General features: G+C 65.2%; 12 protein-coding genes. 7 read left to right on the top strand and 5 right to left on the bottom strand.

Annotation, left to right across the window (positions count from 1 at the left end):
• The first annotated feature begins 134 nt into the window (after window positions 1-134).
• Genes IEX32_RS02400 through IEX32_RS02390 form a run of 3 tightly spaced genes read left to right on the top strand, consistent with a single transcriptional unit; the run spans window position 135 to window position 5,099 of the window.
• Entirely contained in the window at window positions 135-1,289 is a 1,155-nt protein-coding gene (locus IEX32_RS02400; RefSeq protein ID WP_188767985.1) for a glycosyltransferase family 2 protein, read from the top strand.
• Window positions 1,286-3,313 (top strand): glycosyltransferase family 2 protein, encoded by a 2,028-nt coding sequence (locus IEX32_RS02395; protein ID WP_188767984.1) that lies wholly within the window; start codon window positions 1,286-1,288, stop codon window positions 3,311-3,313. The genes IEX32_RS02400 and IEX32_RS02395 overlap by 4 nt, the downstream gene beginning before the upstream one ends.
• Window positions 3,306-5,099 (top strand): ABC transporter ATP-binding protein, encoded by a 1,794-nt coding sequence (locus tag IEX32_RS02390; RefSeq protein ID WP_188767983.1) that lies wholly within the window; start codon window positions 3,306-3,308, stop codon window positions 5,097-5,099. Before IEX32_RS02395 ends, IEX32_RS02390 begins: the two co-directional genes overlap by 8 nt.
• Here the strand turns inward: IEX32_RS02390 and galE are convergent.
• The 5 genes from galE to IEX32_RS02365 form a co-directional block, all read right to left on the bottom strand.
• Window positions 5,096-6,091: a UDP-glucose 4-epimerase GalE gene (gene galE, locus IEX32_RS02385; protein ID WP_188767982.1), complete on the bottom strand. Its 996-nt coding sequence runs from the start codon at window positions 6,089-6,091 to the stop codon at window positions 5,096-5,098. The genes IEX32_RS02390 and galE overlap by 4 nt on opposite strands.
• The gene (locus tag IEX32_RS02380; RefSeq protein ID WP_188768201.1) at window positions 6,088-7,065 is read right to left on the bottom strand and encodes a UDP-glucuronic acid decarboxylase family protein; all 978 of its coding nucleotides are present in this window, start codon (window positions 7,063-7,065) and stop codon (window positions 6,088-6,090) included. The genes galE and IEX32_RS02380 overlap by 4 nt, the downstream gene beginning before the upstream one ends.
• A 332-nt stretch (window positions 7,066-7,397) precedes the next feature.
• Window positions 7,398-8,129, bottom strand: a complete 732-nt coding sequence (gene trmB / locus IEX32_RS02375) for a tRNA (guanine(46)-N(7))-methyltransferase TrmB (RefSeq protein WP_188767980.1) — start codon at window positions 8,127-8,129, stop codon at window positions 7,398-7,400.
• Window positions 8,130-8,249: 120 nt separating this feature from the next.
• Window positions 8,250-8,945, bottom strand: coding sequence for a response regulator transcription factor CtrA (gene ctrA, locus IEX32_RS02370; RefSeq protein ID WP_038576013.1), 696 nt, complete (start codon window positions 8,943-8,945; stop codon window positions 8,250-8,252).
• Window positions 8,946-9,145: 200 nt separating this feature from the next.
• Window positions 9,146-10,513: a putative O-glycosylation ligase, exosortase A system-associated gene (locus IEX32_RS02365; protein WP_188767978.1), complete on the bottom strand. Its 1,368-nt coding sequence runs from the start codon at window positions 10,511-10,513 to the stop codon at window positions 9,146-9,148.
• Window positions 10,514-10,740: 227 nt separating this feature from the next.
• On the opposite strand from IEX32_RS02365, the gene IEX32_RS02360 reads away from it, so the two are divergent.
• The 4 genes from IEX32_RS02360 to IEX32_RS02345 all read left to right on the top strand — a co-directional run bounded on the left by IEX32_RS02360 (window position 10,741) and on the right by IEX32_RS02345 (window position 20,003).
• Window positions 10,741-11,982: a TIGR04063 family PEP-CTERM/XrtA system glycosyltransferase gene (locus IEX32_RS02360; protein WP_188767976.1), complete on the top strand. Its 1,242-nt coding sequence runs from the start codon at window positions 10,741-10,743 to the stop codon at window positions 11,980-11,982.
• A complete protein-coding gene (locus IEX32_RS02355) occupies window positions 11,979-13,622 on the top strand; it encodes a hypothetical protein (RefSeq protein WP_229735808.1) in 1,644 nt (547 codons plus the stop codon). The genes IEX32_RS02360 and IEX32_RS02355 overlap by 4 nt, the downstream gene beginning before the upstream one ends.
• Window positions 13,623-13,908: 286 nt before the next feature.
• Window positions 13,909-18,549: a glutamate synthase large subunit gene (gene gltB, locus IEX32_RS02350; protein WP_188767974.1), complete on the top strand. Its 4,641-nt coding sequence runs from the start codon at window positions 13,909-13,911 to the stop codon at window positions 18,547-18,549.
• A 20-nt stretch (window positions 18,550-18,569) separates the two neighbouring features.
• On the top strand, window positions 18,570-20,003 hold the full coding sequence (locus IEX32_RS02345) for a glutamate synthase subunit beta (RefSeq protein WP_188767972.1): 1,434 nt from the start codon (window positions 18,570-18,572) through the stop codon (window positions 20,001-20,003).
• Window positions 20,004-20,170: the final 167 nt, after the last annotated feature.

The following is a 20,170-nucleotide window of genomic DNA, read 5'->3' as shown; positions in this document are numbered from 1 at the left end:
TGTAGACTGTCCGAAGGTGGAGGCCAGGGAAAGCGCCGTTTACCTCAAAATCGAAACCTCCTACCCTTCTTCGAGATTGTGCAATCGCCAACTTTTCGCTTGGTGGGTGCGTCATCAACAAGGGACGTTTTTGGATGTCGCGCATCGCCATCGCACACGTCGATGCATCCCACATGCCGCCCGAACTGTCTCGCGAGACGCCCCGAACGCTGATCGTCTTCTGGTGGCAGGACGTTCCCGTCGGACAGGTGATGGACGAAGGCGCGCCGGGCGAGCTTCTGGACCTCGGGAATCATTGGAACGCCCTTTCGGGGTCGCCCGCCCTCACGCGCGCACGGAGCCTGTGCGAAGAGCCGAAGGTTCCGGCTCTCGATGCTTCGGTGGTTATCTGCACCCGCAACCGTCCCGATGAGCTCAGGACCTGTCTTGCCTCGCTCAAGCACCAGAGCTTCATGCCGTCCGAAGTCATCGTTGTCGACAATGCTTCCGACGACGAGCGGACCCGTCAGGTGGCGGAGGAGGCGGGGGTGATATACGTGCGAGAGGACCGGCCAGGCCTCGACATCGCCCGCAACAGCGGCGCGCGCCGTGCCGGTTGCCCGGTCATCGCCTTCACCGACGACGATGTGCGGTTGCACCCACGCTGGCTGGAGCGGCTGACGCTGGCGCTGGAAGAGAGCGACGCGCTCGCGGTTACCGGCCTTGTCCTTCCGGCGGAGCTGGAAACCGAGGCGCAGATCATTTTCGAAACCTGCTGGAGTTTCGGCCAGGGCTACGCCCCCCTGCGCTTCGACGAGGCGTTTTTCGCCGCCGATGCCCGCACGGGCAGCGAGGTATGGAAAATCGGCGCGGGGGCGAGCATGGCCTTTCGCAGAAGGGCCTTCGAGCTTGCGGGATTTTTCGACGAACGGCTCGATGTCGGCGCCGCGGGCTGTTCCGGCGATTCCGAATTCTGGCACAGGATCCTGAGCCGAGGCGGCGTCTGCCTCTATGAACCCGCGGCGGTCGCCTTCCATTTCCACCGACGGGAAATGGAAGGACTGGCATCGCAGATCTACCATTACATGCGGGGTCATTCAGCGGCCCTGCTGGTGCAGTACGAACGCACCCGCAACCGCGGCAACCTGTGGAGAGCGTACTACTTGCTGCCGTGCTATTACGCGCGAAAGCTGTGGCAAAGGGTGCGCTATGGCGAGCGGCCTCACAATCGCCTTCTGCGACAGGAAATCGCAGGCTATTTCGCCGGTCTCATCTATTACTGGCGGCATGACCGGCCGCACATGCTATGAGCGCCGTTTCGGTCATCATTCCCGCGCGCGATGCGCAAGACACCCTGGCCTTCACGCTGGACAGCCTGCTCGCCCAGCAATGCGAAGACTGGCATGCGGTGATCGTCGACGACGGATCAATGGATGACACGGCGGCCATCGCCTCGGATTATTGCGATCGCGACAGGCGTTTCAGCCTTGCCGAACTGGCCGGCTCGGGTGTGGCAGCGGCGCGCAACGCGGGCCTGCGCCATGCGCGGGGCGATGCCTTGCTGTTCCTCGATGCGGACGACTGGATCATGCCCGACCATCTGGCGCGGTTGACGGCTGGATTGGAGTACGATCCCGGCGCGGGCGCCAGCTATTGCGGCTATGTCCGCGTCACACCAGAAGGGCAGGCATTCATGCCGCGCTTCGCGCCGGGTATTGCGGTTGACGCACGGGCAGTGTTCGAGCGGACCAATCCCCTCCCCCCTGCCGCGGTGATGCTGGCACGCGACCGGGTCGAAAGGCTTGGCGGCTTCGATACATGCCTTCGAACGTGCGAGGACTGGGATCTCTGGCAAAGGCTCGCATTTTCCGACGCCCGTTTCGTGCCCGTTCCGAGCCTGCATGCCCGCTACCGGCTGCATGAGGGATCGGCCTCGTCGGACGTCGGGCAATTGTTCCGGGATGCCGCCACGGTAATCGGCAATACCTTTGAAGGGCGACCGGGCGAGAGCAAGAAGGCGGCGCGTAGCCTTGCGTGGTTCGGGCTCTGGTGCGGTGCGGTCTCGGCCGGACAGAATCGCATGCTCCCCAACGATCTGCCTGAACCAGCGCCGATTCCCGTTGACAAAGACGAAGCGCGAACGACCGCGTCCATGCTGATGGAAGCGCTATGCACAGGCGCCTGCTGTACGCCGGCCCGTCTGGCGCGCGACTGGCGACGAACCGGGGAACGGCTTCGAAGCCTTCTGGAAAGTCACGTGGAACCGGATGCGCGAGACATCGTGTTCGACGCCTTCGCCCGGATGCTGGGCGTGGATTCGCAGCATCCGTCCGAATTGGTGAGTGTCGTCATCCCGGCCTATCAGGCGACGGGTTCGATCCATGAGACATTACAAAGCGTGCAGACCCAGACGCATGCGCTGCTCGACACCATCGTGGTGGACGACGGTTCGCTCGATGGTACGCCGGAGGCCGTGCTGTCCTTCGCGGCAAGCGATCCGCGTATCAGCCTGATGCAGCAGGCCAATGCCGGCGTGGCCGTCGCACGCAACCTTGGCTGGAAGGCCGCCGCTTCCGATCTCATTGCCTTTATTGACGCGGACGATCTCTGGGCACCGCCCAAGATCGAGCGGCAATTGAACGCGCTGAATGCCGAAGGCCCGGAGGCCGGACTTGCCTATACCTGGTATGCCCGCATCGACGGGGACGGCCTGATCACCAGCCGGAGTCACAAGCCCGATGCGCGAGGCGATGTATTGAGGGAGATATTCCTCGGCAATTTCATCGGCAACGGGAGCGCCGCGCTGATCACCCGGGCCGCCCTGGAAGAAGCGGGAGGTTTCGATTCCACGCTGCACGCCCGGGGGGCGCAGGGGTGCGAGGATTTCTCGCTCTATTTCCGCATTGCCGAGAAATACCGGTTCGCGCTCGTGCCTGAGCGGCTTACCGGCTATCGCGTATTGCCCGCCAACATGTCGAGCGACCGTCGGCGCATGCTCCGTTCCTTCGATCTGGTCACGCAGGAGATGCTGAGCCGTCATCCCGAACACTGCTCCATGATCCGCAAGGGGAGGGCCATCTTCCTGGAATGGAATGTGCTCGCGGCGGCGGAAAGGGGCAATTTCCGAGGGGTGATCGATCTTTGCCTCACGGGCCTGCGGGAAACCTCGGCAGGCCCCATCATTGCGCTGGCCTGGAGGCTTCCGCGTGCCGCGCTTCGCGGCCTGCGTCTTCGCGTCAGGGGAAAACCGCGCAGACGGCGCGACCATTCCCCCACCCGTTTCCCGATCGGCAGCTACGATGGCATTCTGGCAATGGAGGCCGATCATGGCTGAGGCGGGCGAGACCGGCAGGGGGGCCAGGATCGCGGCGCTCAGGGACCTGCGCGTGCTGCTCGACATCGTCCCGGCGGCCAAGCGCGCGGCCCCCTTGCTCGTCGGGCTGGGCGTGATTGCGTCGCTCGCCGAAACCGCGGGCATCAGCCTCATCATCATCTTCCTCTATGCCGCGCTGGGTCAACTGGACGACCCGGGCGCGATCGCCCGCGATTTCGGTCATGCCGCGACCAGCGTTCTGCAGACGCTGGGAGGGCCGGCGCAGCTTGCCGCCGCGATCTTCGGCCTGATCGTCCTGAGAGGCATCATCGGCTATATCTACAGCAGGATTTCGCTGAGCCTGGGTGCGCGCATCAGCGAGATCGCCCGGAACTTCATCCACGGCCGGTATCTCGACGTTTCCTACGACTTCGTCCGCCGCCACAAGCAGGCCGAGCTGATGGAGATACTGGGCACCGACAGTTGGACCGTGGCGACGGCCTACAATGCGTTCACGCGCCTCATCATAAACGTGTGCGCGATAGCGGTATTTGCCGTTGTCCTGCTGCTGCTGTCCTGGAAGATCACGCTGATAGCGATCCTGTGTGCCGGCCTGGTATCGCTGTTCCTGGCGCGCCTGTCGCGCCCGGTCACACAACTCGGCGCCTCCGTGAAGGCGGAGCACCAGTCGATGGGCGGCCTCATGCTGATGACGCTTCAGGGAATGCGCGCCATCCGCGCCTACGGGCGGGAACGGGCGCAACATGCCACCTTCCTCAAATCGTCCGCCTCCGCGCGGCATAGCCTGACCCGGATGGAAAGACTCTCGGCGGCGATCAACCCGGCGACGGAGATCGGCTATCTCGCGATCATCTGCCTAATCGTCGGGGGGGCGGGGGTGCTCGAGGTCGATTTTCATGCGACGCTGACGATCGTTGCCCTGCTTTACCGGTTGCGGCCGCATCTGCAGGAGTTTGAAAGCAACTCGCTTTTCCTCGCTCAGTCCGCTCCGCAACTGCGTGCTGTCAGGAATATGATCGACCCGGAAGGAAAGACGTTTCCCGAGCCGGGCACACTCGCCATGCCCGATGATTACGAGCGCATCGCCTTTCGCAACGTCGCTTTTGCCTATGACGGGAAACAGGCGCTCGATGATGTAAGCTTCGACATTCCGCGCGGACAAATCACCGCGCTTGTGGGCGCGAGCGGTTCAGGCAAGACGACCATCGTCAACCTGCTTCTGCGGCTCTACACGCCCGAAAGCGGACAGATCCTGATCGGCGATGGCGACATCGCGAATATCCGCCGGGATGAATGGCTTCAGACAATTGCCGTAGCTGGCCAGGATATAGATCTGGTGGAAGGCACCGTGCGCGACAACGTGCTGATGGCCCGCCCCGACGCCGATCAGGCAGCGCTGGCGGATGCCTATCGGATGTCCGGACTGACGGACCTGCTGGCCGGCCTCGAATACGGAGACAAGGACTGGATCGGGCAGCAGGGCCTCAATCTGTCGGGCGGGGAACGCCAACGGGTGGGCATCGCCCGCGCCATCTTGCGCGACCCCGGTATATTGATCCTCGACGAGGCCACGAGCGCGCTGGACACCGCATTGGAAGCAAGAATTCGCAAGGTGCTCGAGGAACGCTTCGCAGGGCGGACCGTGCTGATCATCACGCATCGGCTGGAAACGGTGCGGCACGTCGACCATGTGATCCGGATGAGCGAAGGGAAGGTGCTGGCCGAGGGCCCGCCCGCCGAAGTACTGGCGCCGCTGTCGGGTCCTTCGCTGGCCGCTATGGGTTAGAGCGCCGCTCCAGCCGCGCTCAGTCTGTGCCACGCGAGGGCCGTGCGCACGATGGTATCGATGTCCGAAATTGCCGGCTTCCAGCCCAGTTCGCGCCGGGCTTTCGCGGCATCGGCGATCAGCATCGGCGGATCTCCGGCGCGGCGGGGGCCGATGCGCGGCGGATGCTCGGCTTCGCAGATGCGGGCGACCGCGCGCGCGATCTCGAGCACGGTCGTGCCTTGGCCCGTGCCCAGATTAAAGGGGTGAAAGCCCCGCCGGTCCATGATCCACTCGCCGGCCAGGACGTGCGCCGCCGCAAGGTCGCCGACATGGATGTAGTCGCGCACGGCGCTGCCGTCCCTCGTGTCGAAATCGGAACCGAATACCGTGAAGGGCTGCTCCCGGGACAACGCCCCCGCTATGGCGAGCGGAATGGCGTGGGTCTCGGGCTCGTGACATTCGCCGATCTCGCCTTCGGTGTCGCATCCGGCGGCATTGAAATAGCGCAGTGCGACGCTGTCGAGCCCGTGCGCCACCGCGTAATCGGCGAGCATCCGCTCCACCATCAGCTTCGACCAGCCATAGGGATTGATCGGCCATTGACGATGATCTTCGTCGATCGGCACCTGCTCCGGCACGCCGTAAGTGGCGCAGGTGCTTGAGAAGATGAGCTTAGAAACGCCCGCCGCGCGCATCCGGTCAAGCAGGGTGAAGCTGCCGATGCTGTTGTTGCGGTAATAGATCTCGGGCTGCTCCACCGACTCCTCGACATAGGCGAAGGCCGCGAAATGGCCGATCAGGTCGGGCCGGTGCCTGGCGAACGCCTGATCCAGAGCCGAGGCGTCCAGAATGTCGCCGACGATCAGCGGCCCCCATTTGACCGCTTCGGCATGCCCGCGCGAGAGATTGTCGAACGTGACCACGTTCCAGCCTGCCCGGGCGAAGGCCTTGCAGCAGTGCGAGCCGACATAGCCCGCCCCGCCTGTCACCAGTATGGTCCGCCCGCTCATGCCGGTATTCGGCCCCCGTCCATCAGCGCGCGGAAATAGGCGATGGTCTGGCCGAGTCCTTCCTTCAGCGGCACCGCCGGCTGCCAGTCCAGTGCCTGCCGGGCAAGGCCGATGTCGGGCCGCCGCTGGCGGGGGTCATCCTGCGGCAGCGGCCGGTAATCCAGTTGCGACGAACTGCCGGTCGCATCGATCACCGCCTGCGCCAGTTCCAGCATCGTGAATTCGACCGGATTGCCGAGGTTTATCGGCCCCGTGACATCATCGGACGTATCCATCAGCCGGATGAGCCCTTCGATCATGTCGTCGACGAAGCAGAAAGAGCGCGTCTGCTGCCCGTCGCCATAGATGGTGATGGGCTGGTTTCTCAGTGCCTGCAGGATAAAGTTGGAGACGACGCGGCCGTCATCCGGCTGCATGCGCGGACCATATGTATTGAAGATCCGCGCCACCTTGATCGGCAAACGGTGCTGCCGCCAATAGTCGAAGAACAGCGTCTCGGCACACCGTTTCCCTTCATCGTAGCAGGACCGGGGGCCGATGGGATTGACCCTGCCCCAGTAATCTTCGCGCTGCGGATGGATTTCGGGATCGCCGTAGATTTCGGACGTCGAAGCCTGGAGAATCCGGGCGCCGGTGCGCTTGGCGAGGCCCAGCATGTTGATGGCGCCATGCACGCTGGTCTTGGTCGTCTGAACCGGGTCGTGCTGGTAGTGGATGGGGCTTGCGGGGCAGGCGAGATTGTAGATCTCGTCCACTTCGACATAGAGCGGGAACGTCACATCGTGGCGAAGCAGTTCGAAACGATGGTCGCCCAGCATGCTCGCGACGTTGTCCCGCGTGCCGGTGAAGAAATTGTCGGCGCACAGAACCTCATTGCCCAGCGCCAAGAGTCTTTCGCACAGGAACGATCCCAGAAATCCGGCACCGCCGGTCACGAGCACCCGTTTCTTGCGCATCAATTGCCGCTTTGCCATGTTCAAGCCATGATCCGAGGGAAATGCCGCAACCGACCGGTTTTCCGCATCTTTCAAGCTAACCGGCCTGTTAACCATCATTGCGTATCGGCCGTCGCAAGACAAGCGCCACGCGAAGGGCGCACGGCGGATCGTCTCGTACAAGGCGCGCTCTGGCCTGTCGTACCGGCACGCCCATCCCGAACCGACGCGCCATTGAACGCCAAGGTATCCACTGGCCGGGTCAGAATCGAAAAACCTCGTGCGCTGGCCGCGCGCTCGTTAATCGCGAGGCAGGCATTGCTGCCTCGCGATTGCCTATATCCCGATGCCTTTAATCAATACGTTTCACGTCAGGGCTGACGCTGTGCGCCTGTCCGGCGATATTTCATATACCAGACCTCGTGCCCCAGCCGGCGGGCCTTGGCCTCGTAGCGCGTTTCGGGCCAGCCGCCGGGGCGTTTCTGGAAATCGGAGGGCTTGTCGCAGAGCCAGTCGAACTGGTCAGTGTGGCGCTGCATGACCATCAGCGCGTGGCGCAGGTAGACCGGATGATCGGTGCCGAAGCGGAACTCGCCGCCCGGTTTCAGCTTGGCCGCGAACATGTCGACCGGGCCGTCGTTCATCATCCGCCGCTTGGCGTGGCGCGCCTTGGGCCAGGGGTCGGGGTGCAGCAGGTAGAGGAACGAAAGCGTGCCGTCGGGCACGCGGGACAGCACCTCCAGCGCGTCGCCGTGATGGATGCGCACGTTGCCGATCGGCGGGTGCGCCCCATTATCGCCGCTGACGTGGACGAGCGCCTGGGCGACGCCGTTGATGAAAGGCTCGCAGCCGATGAAGCCGTGGTCCGGCAGCATGTCGGCGCGGCTCGCCATGTGCTCGCCGCCGCCGAAGCCGATCTCGAAATGAAGCGGGCACTCGTGCCCGAACAGCCGCTCGGCCGTGATCGGGCCCTCTTCCGGGACCGCGATTCGCGGCAGCAGGGTATCGAACAGCGCCTGCTGCCCCGCGCGCAGCGGCTTGCCCTTGGCGCGGCCATAGAGCCGGTTGAGCGTGGTGGGATCGCCGGATTTGTAAGCCGTCATGGCGCGGCGCGATGGCAGCGATACTCGCGGGGGTCAATGGGCGGCGTAGTCGGGCTTCCCCCAGGAAAACGGCCTGCCCTTTCGGGCAGGCCGTCGGTTCACTTCACAAGGGAACTGATGTCAGGCGGCTTCGGCCTGCTCGTCCGGATCGCGCAGCACGTAGCCGCGGCCCCAGACGGTCTCGATATAGTTGGCACCGCCGCAGGCGTGGGAGAGCTTCTTGCGCAGCTTGCAGATGAAGACGTCGATGATCTTCAGCTCGGGCTCGTCCATGCCGCCGTAGAGGTGGTTGAGGAACATTTCCTTGGTCAGCGTGGTGCCCTTGCGTAGCGAGAGCAGCTCAAGCATCGCGTATTCCTTGCCGGTCAGGTGCACGCGGGCGCCATCGACCTCGACCGTCTTGGCGTCGAGGTTGACGATCAGCTTGCCGGTGCGGATGACCGACTGCGAATGGCCCTTCGAGCGGCGCACGACCGCATGGATGCGGGCGATCAGCTCTTCGCGGTGGAACGGCTTGGTCACATAATCGTCGGCGCCGAAGCCGAACGAGCGAACTTTGGAGTCCATCTCCGAGATGCCCGAAAGAATCAGCACCGGCGTCTGCACCTTGGCGACGCGCAGCTTCTTCAGGACGTCGTAGCCGTGCATGTCTGGCAGGTTGAGGTCGAGAAGTATGATATCGTAATCGTACAGCTTACCGAGATCGAGGCCTTCTTCGCCCAGATCCGTCGAATAGACATTGAAACCCTCGGCCGAAAGCATGAGCTCGATGGCCCGGGCTGTGGTCGGTTCGTCCTCGATCAACAGCACTCGCATGAGGTAGTCCCCCTTTTTGCCCCATAGTCCGCAGGAGCTAACTCCATATCAACGGACATTGCCGTGTATTAACCATAGGAGGAATGAAGGTTAAAGGTTAATTTGCCGTAAATACAATGAACAGGGTACGAGAAAAAATACACGCCCCGGAAATGTTGCATCGCGACCACAGCCCGAAGGGGGTATCGGGCCTGTCCCGCTCAGGCCGGCCGTACTTCTCGCGGACCCGCCCGCCGGGGTGTTTTTCCACGCGGCCTTGCCGTCGCGTCGATGCGCTTCAGATAGCTCCAGAAGCCGCATTGCAGGCCCACCAGCATGAAGATGAAGGGCTGGAAGGCGATGCCGACGAAAAGCGAGCCGACCATATAGATCACATGCGCCTGCTGCAGCGCCACGGCGAGAGGCGCGGCCCAGGCTTCGTCCGGCCCCTTGCGGTCCTTCCAGCGCCGCCGGATCAGCTCCATCTGCCACAGGCCGCTGACCTGGATCAGCAGCCAGATCAGGAAACCGGGATATCCCTGCTCGCCCAGCATCTCGAAATAGCTCGAGTGGAAGGCGCGCCCCTTCTCCACCACTTTCTCACGCTCAATCGTCACGTTGGCGCCGGAAACTTCGCGGTTGACGGTGTTGTAGGCCACCTCGTTGGCGAGATAGACCTCGAACCCGCCGCCAAGGGGATGGTCCTTCACATAGTCCCAGGTCCATTTCCAGACTCCGAGCCGGGTACCCGCCGACTGGTCCGCCTGATAGTTCTCGATCGTGCTCATGCGGTTGAGGAAGGACTGCGGCAGGAACGGCAGCGACATCATCAGCGCCAGCGCCATGCCTCCGGCGATCAGCACGCGGTGCTTCGCGGTTCTGAGATAGAGCGCGCCGAGCACGCCCAGGCAGACCAGCCCGGTGCGCGCCTGGGTGCCGACCGGGATCAGCGCGCAGGCGAAGATCAGTCCGGCCGCGAAAACGCGGACGCGCCAATCGGGCGGAAAGATCGTGCCATAACGCGCCAGCCAGAGGATGACCGGAATGATCGCGATCGCGACGCAGGACAGGATCGACCCCTCGAAAAGGCCGGTGTTGTTCTCGACGAAGATGCGCAGCGTACCGTAGCCGCCCCCGCCCATCACGGTCTTGATGCCCCCGTCTATGATCAGCGCGCTGGCCGAGAGCGTCATGACCAGCGCGACCGCCTCGAACCTGAGCCTTGTGCGCACGGTAAGTGGCAGGAAGATCGCGAAGACGAGGGCCTTCCAGACCCAGGACCACTTGTGCGCCGCTTCCTCCGGATAGACCGCCGTGAACGTGGTCACCGCGCAATAGGCGAGCAGCAGGAGTAGCAGCGCCTGCCGGAACGTGAAGCGCGAATCGCGTTTGTCGTCGAACAGCAGCCAGCCGCCGAAAGCCGCGGCGAAGGCCATCAGCGAGACCGGGACGCTGGCGAGGATGCCCCAGGAGATCAGCTGCGGCGCGACGATATCGACATAGAGATAGCACAGCACCCAGAGGAACGGGCGCTTGAAGCCGAGCACCAGGAAGCAGCCGAGGAACGCCGCCAGGCCGAGGTCAAGCATTGCCGGCCGGGCCTTCGTTTTCGGACCGAACTCGCATCGCGCGTTTCGCGCTCCGTTTCGGGGCCGCTCCCTCCCGGTCGAGTTCCGGGCGTGAGAGCAGCCGGATCGCGACAAGCGCGAGCAATCCGTGCGAGAGGGCGAGGGCGAAGATGTCGACCATGGATCGCAGGCGATAGCAGCGCCGAGTTGACGCCGCGTTAAGCCTTGTTCGCTAGGGGTTCGGGGCCATGACGCGCGTTCTCCATGTTCTCGACCACTCGCTGCCGATGCACAGCGGCTATACTTTCCGCACCCGTGCGATCCTCAAGGCCCAGGCCGCGATGGGCTTCGAGGTGCGCGGCGTCACGGGCCTGCGCCACACCGCCGGGGAGGGCGCCGTGGAAGAGGCGGACGGTCTGCTGTTCCACCGCACCGCCGGCCGCGCGAGCGGCTTTGCGGGCCTGCGCGAATGGCGCGAGATCGGAATCTTCGCGCAAGGCATCGAACGCGCCGTGCGGGAGTGGCGGCCGGATATCCTGCATGCCCATTCACCGGCGCTGTGCGGCCAGGCGGCGCTGCGCGTGGCGCGCCGCCATGGCATTCCGCTGGTCTACGAAATCCGCGCCTTCTGGGAAGATGCCGCCGTCGGCAACGGAACCGGCACCGAAGGCTCGCTCAAGTACCGCCTGACGCGCGGGCTGGAGAGCCACGTGGTTGCGCGGGCGGACGCGGTGGTGACGATCTGCGAGGGACTCAAGGCGGATCTGGTCGCGCGCGGCACCGATGCGCGGCGCGTGACGGTCATGCCCAATGGCGTCGACCTGACGCTCTTCGGCAAGCCCCTGCCGCGCGACCCCGAACTGGCGCGCGCGCTGGGCTTTGAAGTCGATGGCCGCCCTTGCCCGGTGATCGGTTTTATCGGCAGCTTCTATGATTATGAAGGCATCGACGTGCTGATCGATGCCATGGCGCTGCTCGCCGAACGCCAGCCGGACGCGCGCCTGCTCCTCGTCGGAGGCGGGCCGTGCGAGGCGGCGCTGCGCGAGCGGGCCGCCGCTTCGCCCGCCGCCGACGCGATCCGATTCATCGGGCGCGTCCCGCATCACGAGGTCGACCGCTATTACGCCCTGGCCGACATCATGGCCTATCCGCGCAAGCGCAGCCGCCTGACCGACCTCGTCACGCCGCTCAAGCCGCTCGAGGCCATGGCCCAGGGCAAGCTCGTGGCCGCGAGCGACGTCGGCGGGCACCGGGAACTGGTCACGCATGGGACGACCGGCGTGCTCTTCGCCCCCGACGATCCCCGCGCCTGCGCCGCGACGCTGGCGGAAATGCTGGAGCATCGCGGGCGGTGGGACGATTATCGCGAGGCGGGGCTCCAGCACGTCCGGGCGCAGCACGACTGGGCCGCGAATGCTGCCCGTTATCGAGACGTTTACCAAATGGTGTCACCTGTGGCCGCTGGAAATGGACTTGGCGTCGCGGCATGACGCCGGCCCGCTTCCGCGAGATTGAGGTGATGGACATGGCCGAAAAAACGAGCAGGAAATCGGGCGGCAACCCGCCGATCAGCCGGCATCCACTGTTTCCCGCGATCGTGGCCCTCTGGTTCGGCGCGCTGTTCGGCCTTGCCAGCGTCGCCATCAGTCCCGCGCTCATCGAGCAGGCGGTGCTCGCGACCGGTATCGACTCGCTCCTCCCCATGGCCGCGCCGCCGCTGGGCGCGACCGCGCGCATTCTCATTGCTCTTGTCATGACCGCCAGCGGCGGCGTGATCGGCGCGCTCGTCGCGCGCCGGATCGCCCGTCCTGAAACCGCGGCGCGCCCGCGCCGGCGCGGCGCGACGGCGGCCGCCGAAACGGCGGCTCCGGCCCCTCCCGCCGCGAACGCGGCCGGGGAGGAGGCGCCCGCGCAGCCCTTGTGGAAAGTGCGCGCCATGCGGGAGAGCGCTCGCGAGACCGCGATTCTGGACATTGCGGATTTCGAGATCGGCAGCTTCGACGAAGCGGATGAGGAATCCGCGACCGCGCCGCTGCCCACGCCGCCCGCCGACGAGCCCGCCCGGGCAGAAGCGCCAGGCGCTGCTAAGGGCAGTCTGTTCGACGCGTATTCGTACGAAATCACCGCACGCCGCGACAACGGGCCGGAAAGTGACGACGATCGGTCCGATGAGGACGACGAAACGCCGCAGACACCTTACGCCCCGCCCGCGCTGTCGAACGACGACGAGGAAATCGCCCTCGAATACGATCGTGTCGAGGACAAGGACGAGGGCGGCGACTTCACCGCCGGCGCCACGCCCGCGACCGAGGCCGCCGGTGCAGCCGAGCGTATCGCTTCAGCCGAACTCGACGCGCTTTCACAGGTAGAACTGCTCGAACGGCTTGCGCTCGCGATGGCCCGGTGCCGCAGCGAGGCGGCCTACCCCGCTGCCGTCAGGGTCGCGGAACCCCCGGCCGAACCGGAACCCGAGGCTGACCATGACGTCGCGGCCGAAGCGGAACCCCGCGAGTGCGCGCAGCAGGTCTTCGAGGCTCCCCCCGTCCGGCTGCCGCGCCTGAGCGCCGTACCCGATTTCGATGCACCGGCACCGCCCGAAGTCACCGAACCTGAACCCGAAACCGCTGAAGCCGAGGCATTCGAACCCGTCGCGCAGCCGCCGCGAATGCCGGCCGCGCTGCGTCCGGTCGGTCACGATTCCGGCGAGGATGCCTACGAGGACGCCTTGCCCGGCTATATCCCGCCGCGTCACATCGGCCTCGCGCCCGCCGCCCCGACCGGCGATCTTGACCAACACGCCTACGGCCTCGACGAGGGTGTGGACGAGGACGCGTATGAAGACGAGGAAAGCGACGTGCTGGAGGAAGGCTATTCCTCGCTGCTCAACATTTCGCGTTCCGTCGGCCCGCGCTCTTCGCTCTCTCCCACGGATGAATTGGGCGCCGACGAATCGGGTGCCGACATCGGGCCGTCCCTGCCGGACGAAGAGACGCACGGAACCGACCGCGCGGAATCCTCCGCCGAGGGCCGCCGCCCCTTCGACGCGCCGGACGGGCAGGATCCCCAGGAAACCGAAAAGGCCCTGCGCGCCGCGCTCGCCACTTTGCAGCGCATGAGCGGAGCTGCCTGAACGCCGATATTCGGCGCGCGCATCGATCGTGAGGGGCCGCGGCGCTGGAAAACGCGCCGCCCGCGCCCGCCCCGCACGGGGTTCGCACCGTGCCGGCAACAATAAAATTTCCGCATTTTCAGTGTTCGCGATACCAATCCTGCGTCCAAAGGTTGCAAAAACGGCCTGTAATCGTCATGGGGACCGTGGGGTCACTATGCCGCGTGCCGGATAGTGCGCGATTCGCGCACCTCTGCGCTGCGTGAAATTGACAGACCCCGGCAAATGACAGGACGGATTATTATCGATGGGATTTCCTAAGCCCCAAGGCCTTTACGATGCGCGTAACGAACATGACTCCTGCGGTGTGGGCTTCGTCGCCCATATCAAGGGACAGAAAAGCCATGCGATCATTACCCAGGCCCTGGAGATTCTGAAAAACATCGACCATCGCGGCGCGGTGGGCGCAGACCCGCTGCTGGGTGACGGCGCGGGAATCCTTACCCAGATTCCCGACCAGATGTTCCGCAAGTGGGCGCAGGGCGCCGGCATCAACCTGCCGCAGCCGGGCGATTATGCCGTCGCCATGTGCTTCCTGCCGCAGGACGAGGCCGCGCGCGATTTCGTGGTCGCCAAGTTCGAGAAGTTCATCGTCAAGGAAGGCCAGACGCTGCTCGGCTGGCGCGATGTGCCCATCACCCTCGACGGGCTCGGCAAGACCGTGATCGAATCGATGCCGGTGATTCGCCAGTGCTTCGTGGGCCGGGGTGAGAGCTGCGCCGATCAGGACGCCTTCGAGCGCAAACTGCTGGCGATCCGCAAGCAGACGCAGAACCCGCTGGCGGCTTTGGCCGAGAAGCACGACCTGCCCGGCCTCACCGAGCTCTACATGCCGAGCTTCTCCAGCCGCACGATCGTCTACAAGGGCCTGCTGCTGGCCACTCAGGTTGGCTCGTTCTACGACGATCTGCGCGATCCCGAGTTCGTCTCGGCGCTTGGCCTCGTGCACCAGCGCTTCTCGACCAACACGTTCCCGAGCTGGAAGCTGGCGCATCCCTACCGCTTCATGGCGCACAACGGCGAGATCAACACCGTCCGCGGCAACGTGAACTGGATGAACGCGCGCCGCCGCACCATGGAAAGCGACCTGCTGGGCGCGGACCTCGACAAGATGTGGCCGCTGATCCCGCATGGCCAGTCCGACACCGCCTGTCTCGACAATGCCTTCGAGCTGCTGCTCGCGGGTGGTTATTCGCTGTCCCACGCGATGATGATGCTCATCCCGGAGGCCTGGGCCGGCAATCCGCTGATGGATCCCAAGCGGCGCGCCTTCTACGAGTATCACGCAGCGCTGATGGAGCCGTGGGACGGCCCCGCCGCCGTCGCCTTCACCGACGGGCGCCAGATCGGCGCCACGCTGGACCGCAACGGCCTGCGCCCCGCGCGCTTCCTCGTCACAGACGACGGCCTGTGCGTCATGGCTTCCGAAAGCGGCGTCCTGCCGATCAAGGAAGACAACATCGTGCGCAAGTGGCGCCTCCAGCCCGGCAAGATGCTGCTGATCGACTTCGACGAAGGCCGCATCATCGAGGACGAGGAGATCAAGGCCAAGCTCGCCGACGATGAGCCTTACCAGAAGTGGCTCGACCAGGCGCAGTACATGCTGAAGGACCTCGACGTGATCGAGGAGGTGCTGGACGAGCTGCCGCCGGTGACCACTTCGCTGCTCGATCGCCAGCAGGCCTTCGGCTACACGCAGGAAGACCTTTCGCGCTTCCTCGAGCCGATGGCGATGAATGCCGACGATCCGATCGGGTCGATGGGCACCGACACGCCGATCCCGGTGCTTTCGGACAAATCGCGTCTGCTCTACGACTACTTCAAGCAGAACTTCGCGCAGGTCACCAACCCGCCGATCGACCCGATCCGCGAGGAACTGGTGATGAGCCTGGTGTCGATGATCGGCCCGCGCCCGAACCTGCTCGGCCATGACGCCGGCACGCACAAGCGCCTGGAAGTCAGCCAGCCGATCCTCACCGACGAGGGCCTGGCCAAGATCCGCTCGGTCGAAGCCGCGCTCGACGGTGCCTTCCGCACCGAGACGATCGACATCACCTGGGACGCCGAGACCGGCGCCGAGGGCCTGGGACAAGCGATCAAGGAAATGTGCTGGGCCGCGACCGAGGCGGTGCTGGCGGACAAGAACATCCTGATCCTGTCCGACCGCGCGCAAGGGCCGGACCGCATTCCGATGCCGGCGCTGCTGGCGACGGCGGCGGTGCACCACCACCTCGTGCGCCAGGGCCTGCGCATGCAGACCGGGCTTGTCGTCGAGACCGGCGAAGCGCGTGAAGTCCACCACTTCTGCGTGCTCGCGGGCTATGGCGCGGAAGCGATCAACCCCTACGTCGCCTTCGAGACGATCGAGGACATCCGCACCCGCAAGAACCTGCCGGTCACCGCCGAGGAAGCGCGCAAGAACTACATCTACGCGATCGGCAAGGGCATCCGGAAGGTCATGTCCAAGATGGGCATCTCCACCTACCAGTCCTATTGCGGCGCGCAGATCTTCGACGCGGTCGGCCTGTCGAGCGCCTTCATCGAACAGTACTTCACCGGCACCGCCACGACGATCGAGGGCGCGGGCCTGGCGGAGATCGCGCAAGAAGCCGTCCGCCGCCATGCCGCGGCCTATGGCGACAACCCGATCTACGCCAACATGCTCGACGTCGGCGGCATCTACGGCTCGCGCATTCGCGGCGAGGAGCACGCCTGGACCAGCGACAATATCGGCCTGCTCCAGCATGCCGTGCGCGGCAACGTGCCTGACAAGTACAAGGCGTTCGCGCAGACCATCAACGACCAGTCGACCCGGATGCTCACCATCCGCGGGCTGATGGATTTCGTGCCCGCCGAACAGCCGATCCCGATCGAGGACGTCGAACCGGCGAGCGAGATCGTCAAGCGCTTCGCCACCGGCGCGATGAGCTATGGCTCGATCAGCTGGGAAGCGCACACCACGCTGGCGCTCGCCATGAACCGCATCGGGGGCAAGTCGAACACCGGCGAGGGCGGCGAGGATCCCAAGCGCTTCCAGCCGCTGGAAAACGGCGATACCATGCGCTCGTCGATCAAGCAGGTCGCCTCGGGCCGCTTCGGCGTGACTACCGAGTATCTCGTCAATGCCGACGACATCCAGATCAAGATGGCCCAGGGCGCCAAGCCCGGCGAGGGCGGCCAGCTGCCCGGCCACAAGGTCGACAAGATCATCGGCAAGACCCGTCACTCGACGCCGGGCGTCGGCCTGATTTCGCCGCCGCCGCACCACGACATCTACTCGATCGAGGATCTCGCGCAGCTCATTCACGACCTCAAGAACGTGAATCCCGGCGCGCGCGTGTCGGTCAAGCTGGTGTCCGAAGTGGGCGTGGGCACGGTCGCGGCGGGCGTTTCCAAGGCGCGCGCGGACCATATCACGATCTCGGGCTACGAAGGCGGCACCGGCGCCTCGCCGCTGACCTCGCTCACTCACGCCGGCTCGCCCTGGGAAATCGGCCTCGCCGAGACCCAGCAGACGCTGCTGCTCAACAACCTGCGCAGCCGCGTCGCGGTGCAGGCCGACGGTGGCCTGCGCACCGGGCGTGACGTTGCCGTCGCGGCGCTGCTCGGTGCCGACGAGTTCGGCTTCGCCACCGCGCCGCTGATCGCGGCGGGCTGCATCATGATGCGCAAGTGCCACCTCAATACCTGTCCGGTCGGCGTCGCCACCCAGGACCCGGTCCTGCGCGCGCGCTTCACCGGCCAGCCCGAGCATGTGGTCAACTATTTCTTCTTCGTCGCCGAGGAACTGCGCGCGATCATGGCCGAGCTGGGTTTCCGCACGATTGCCGAGATGGTCGGCCGCGTGGACAGGCTGAACATGAAGAAGGCCATCGCGCACTGGAAGGCCAAGGGCGTCGATCTCAGCCGCATCCTCTACCAGGCGCCGCAGGGCGAGAGCCCCTCGCTCAACTGGAGCGGCACGCAGGATCACGGGCTCGAAAACGCGCTCGACAACGTGCTGATCGAGGCTTCGGCCGATGCGCTCGAAAGGCGCGAGGCGGTGCGCATTGAAAAACCGATCATCAACGTCAACCGCACGGTCGGCGCGATGCTTTCGGGCGAAGTGGCGCGGCGCTACGGCCACGAGGGCCTGCCGGACAACACGATCAACGTGAAGCTCACCGGCGTCGCCGGTCAGAGCCTCGGCGCCTGGCTCGCCCACGGCGTGACGCTGGACCTGACCGGCGATGCCAACGACTATGTCGGCAAGGGCCTGTCGGGCGGCCGCGTGATCGTGCGCCAGCCGACCCACGTCGATCGTGACCCGCTCAGGAACATCATCGTCGGCAACACCGTGCTCTACGGCGCGATCTCCGGCGAGGCGTTCTTCAACGGCGTGGGCGGCGAGCGCTTCGCGGTCCGCAACTCGGGCGCGATCGCGGTCGTGGAAGGCTGCGGCGATCATGGCTGCGAGTACATGACCGGCGGCGTGGTGATGGTGCTGGGCAAGACCGGCCGCAACTTCGCGGCGGGCATGTCGGGCGGCATCGCCTATGTCTTCGACGAGGACGGCGAGTTCGACAAGCTGTGCAACACGGCGATGGTCGATCTCGCGCCGGTCTCCGCCGAGGCCGATGAGGACGAAGGCACGGGCCGTCCGCAGCAGCGCACGGGCGGGGTCAACGACCTCGGCATGGGCGACATGCTGCGCCACGACGCCGAACGCATCCGCATCCTGCTTGAACGTCACCACCTGCACACCGGCTCGAAGCGGGCCCGTGCGCTGCTCGACGACTGGGCCAATACCATTGGCAAGTTCGTGAAGGTGATGCCGCGCGATTATGCGCGCGCGCTCAAGCAACTCGAGGCCGAGCGGCTTGAAGCTGCTTCCGTGGCCGCAGAATAAGAATCGGGAATCAAGAGAAGATGGGCAAGGAAACCGGCTTCCTCGAACTGGACCGTCATGATCGCACGTACGGTCCGGTCGACGAGCGACTGACGAACTACAAGGAATTCGTGATCCCGCTGGCGCCCGACGCGCTGCGGGCGCAGGCGTCTCGCTGCATGAACTGCGGCATTCCGCACTGCCACACGGGTTGCCCCGTCAACAACATCATCCCGGACTGGAACCATTTGGTCTATGAGGACGACTACCGCAACGCGCTGGAAGTCCTCCATTCGACCAACAACTTTCCGGAGTTCACCGGCCGCATCTGCCCCGCCCCGTGCGAGGCGGCCTGCACGCTGAACATCACCGACCAGCCCGTTACCATCAAGTCGATCGAATGCGCGATCGTTGACAAGGGCTGGCAGGAAGGCTGGATTACCCCGAGGATCCCCCGGAAGCGCAGCGGCAAGTCGGTCGCCGTCGTGGGTTCCGGCCCGGCGGGCCTGGCCTGCGCGCAGCAGCTCGCGCGCGCCGGCCACTCGGTGACGGTGTTCGAGAAGAACGATCGCGTCGGCGGGCTGATGCGTTACGGCATCCCCGACTTCAAGATGGAGAAGCACCTCATCAATCGCCGCGCGGCGCAGATGGAAGCCGAAGGCGTGGTGTTCAAGACTTCGATCGAGGTCGGCGTCTCGGTCTCCGTCAATTCGCTCAAGGAAAACTACGACGCGGTCGTCTTTGCCGGTGGCGCCGAGGAAGCCCGCCGGCTTGACATTCCGGGCTCCGAACTGCCCGGCGTGCGTCCGGCGATGGAGTTCCTGACCCAGCAGAACAAGCGCAACGCGGGCGATGATGAAATGCGCGCCGCGCCGCGCGGCACGCTGACCGCCACCGGCAAGCACGTCATCGTCATCGGCGGCGGCGACACCGGTTCGGACTGCGTGGGCACCTCGAACCGCCAGAGCGCACTCTCGGTCACCCAGCTCGAGATCATGCCTCGGCCTCCGGTGCATGAGGACAAGGCGATGTCCTGGCCCAACTGGCCGCTCAAGCTGCGCACGTCCTCGAGCCACGAGGAAGGCTGCGAGCGCGATTGGGCCGTGCTGACCAAGCGCGTGATCGGCGACAACGACGTCAAGGGCCTCGAATGCGTGCGCGTCGAATGGAAGGAAGGCCGGATGCACGAGGTGCCGGGCAGCGAATTCACGCTCCAGGCCGACCTCATCCTGCTTGCCATGGGCTTCACCGGCCCGCGCAAGGCCGGCCTGCTTGATCAGGCGGGCGTCGAGCTGGACCCGCGCGGCAACGTCAAGGCCGACACCGAGAAGTACCAGACCAGCGACGAGCAGATCTTCTCCTGCGGCGACATGCGCCGCGGCCAGTCGCTGGTCGTCTGGGCCATCCGCGAAGGCCGCCAGTGCGCCCGCGCGGTGGACGAGCTGCTGATGGGCGCCAGCGAACTGCCGCGCTGAGGCGCGAGCCATCTGAATGAAACGTATGGCCCGCCCCGTCTGCAAGAGGATATTACGGTGTTCTGAGTAGTCTGCGTCAACGTATACGGTCTCATGGGCACGCCCATGGCCAAGATGGACATCCGCACGCTTGGGACCCACAAAAGGCGACGGCATCGAATGCCACT

The sequence above is a fragment of the Novosphingobium endophyticum genome (assembly GCF_014640675.1).
GTDB classification, from domain to species: domain Bacteria; phylum Pseudomonadota; class Alphaproteobacteria; order Sphingomonadales; family Sphingomonadaceae; genus Novosphingobium; species Novosphingobium endophyticum.
Note: the sequence above shows the minus strand (reverse complement) of the source record. Positions and strands in the feature narration are given on the sequence as shown.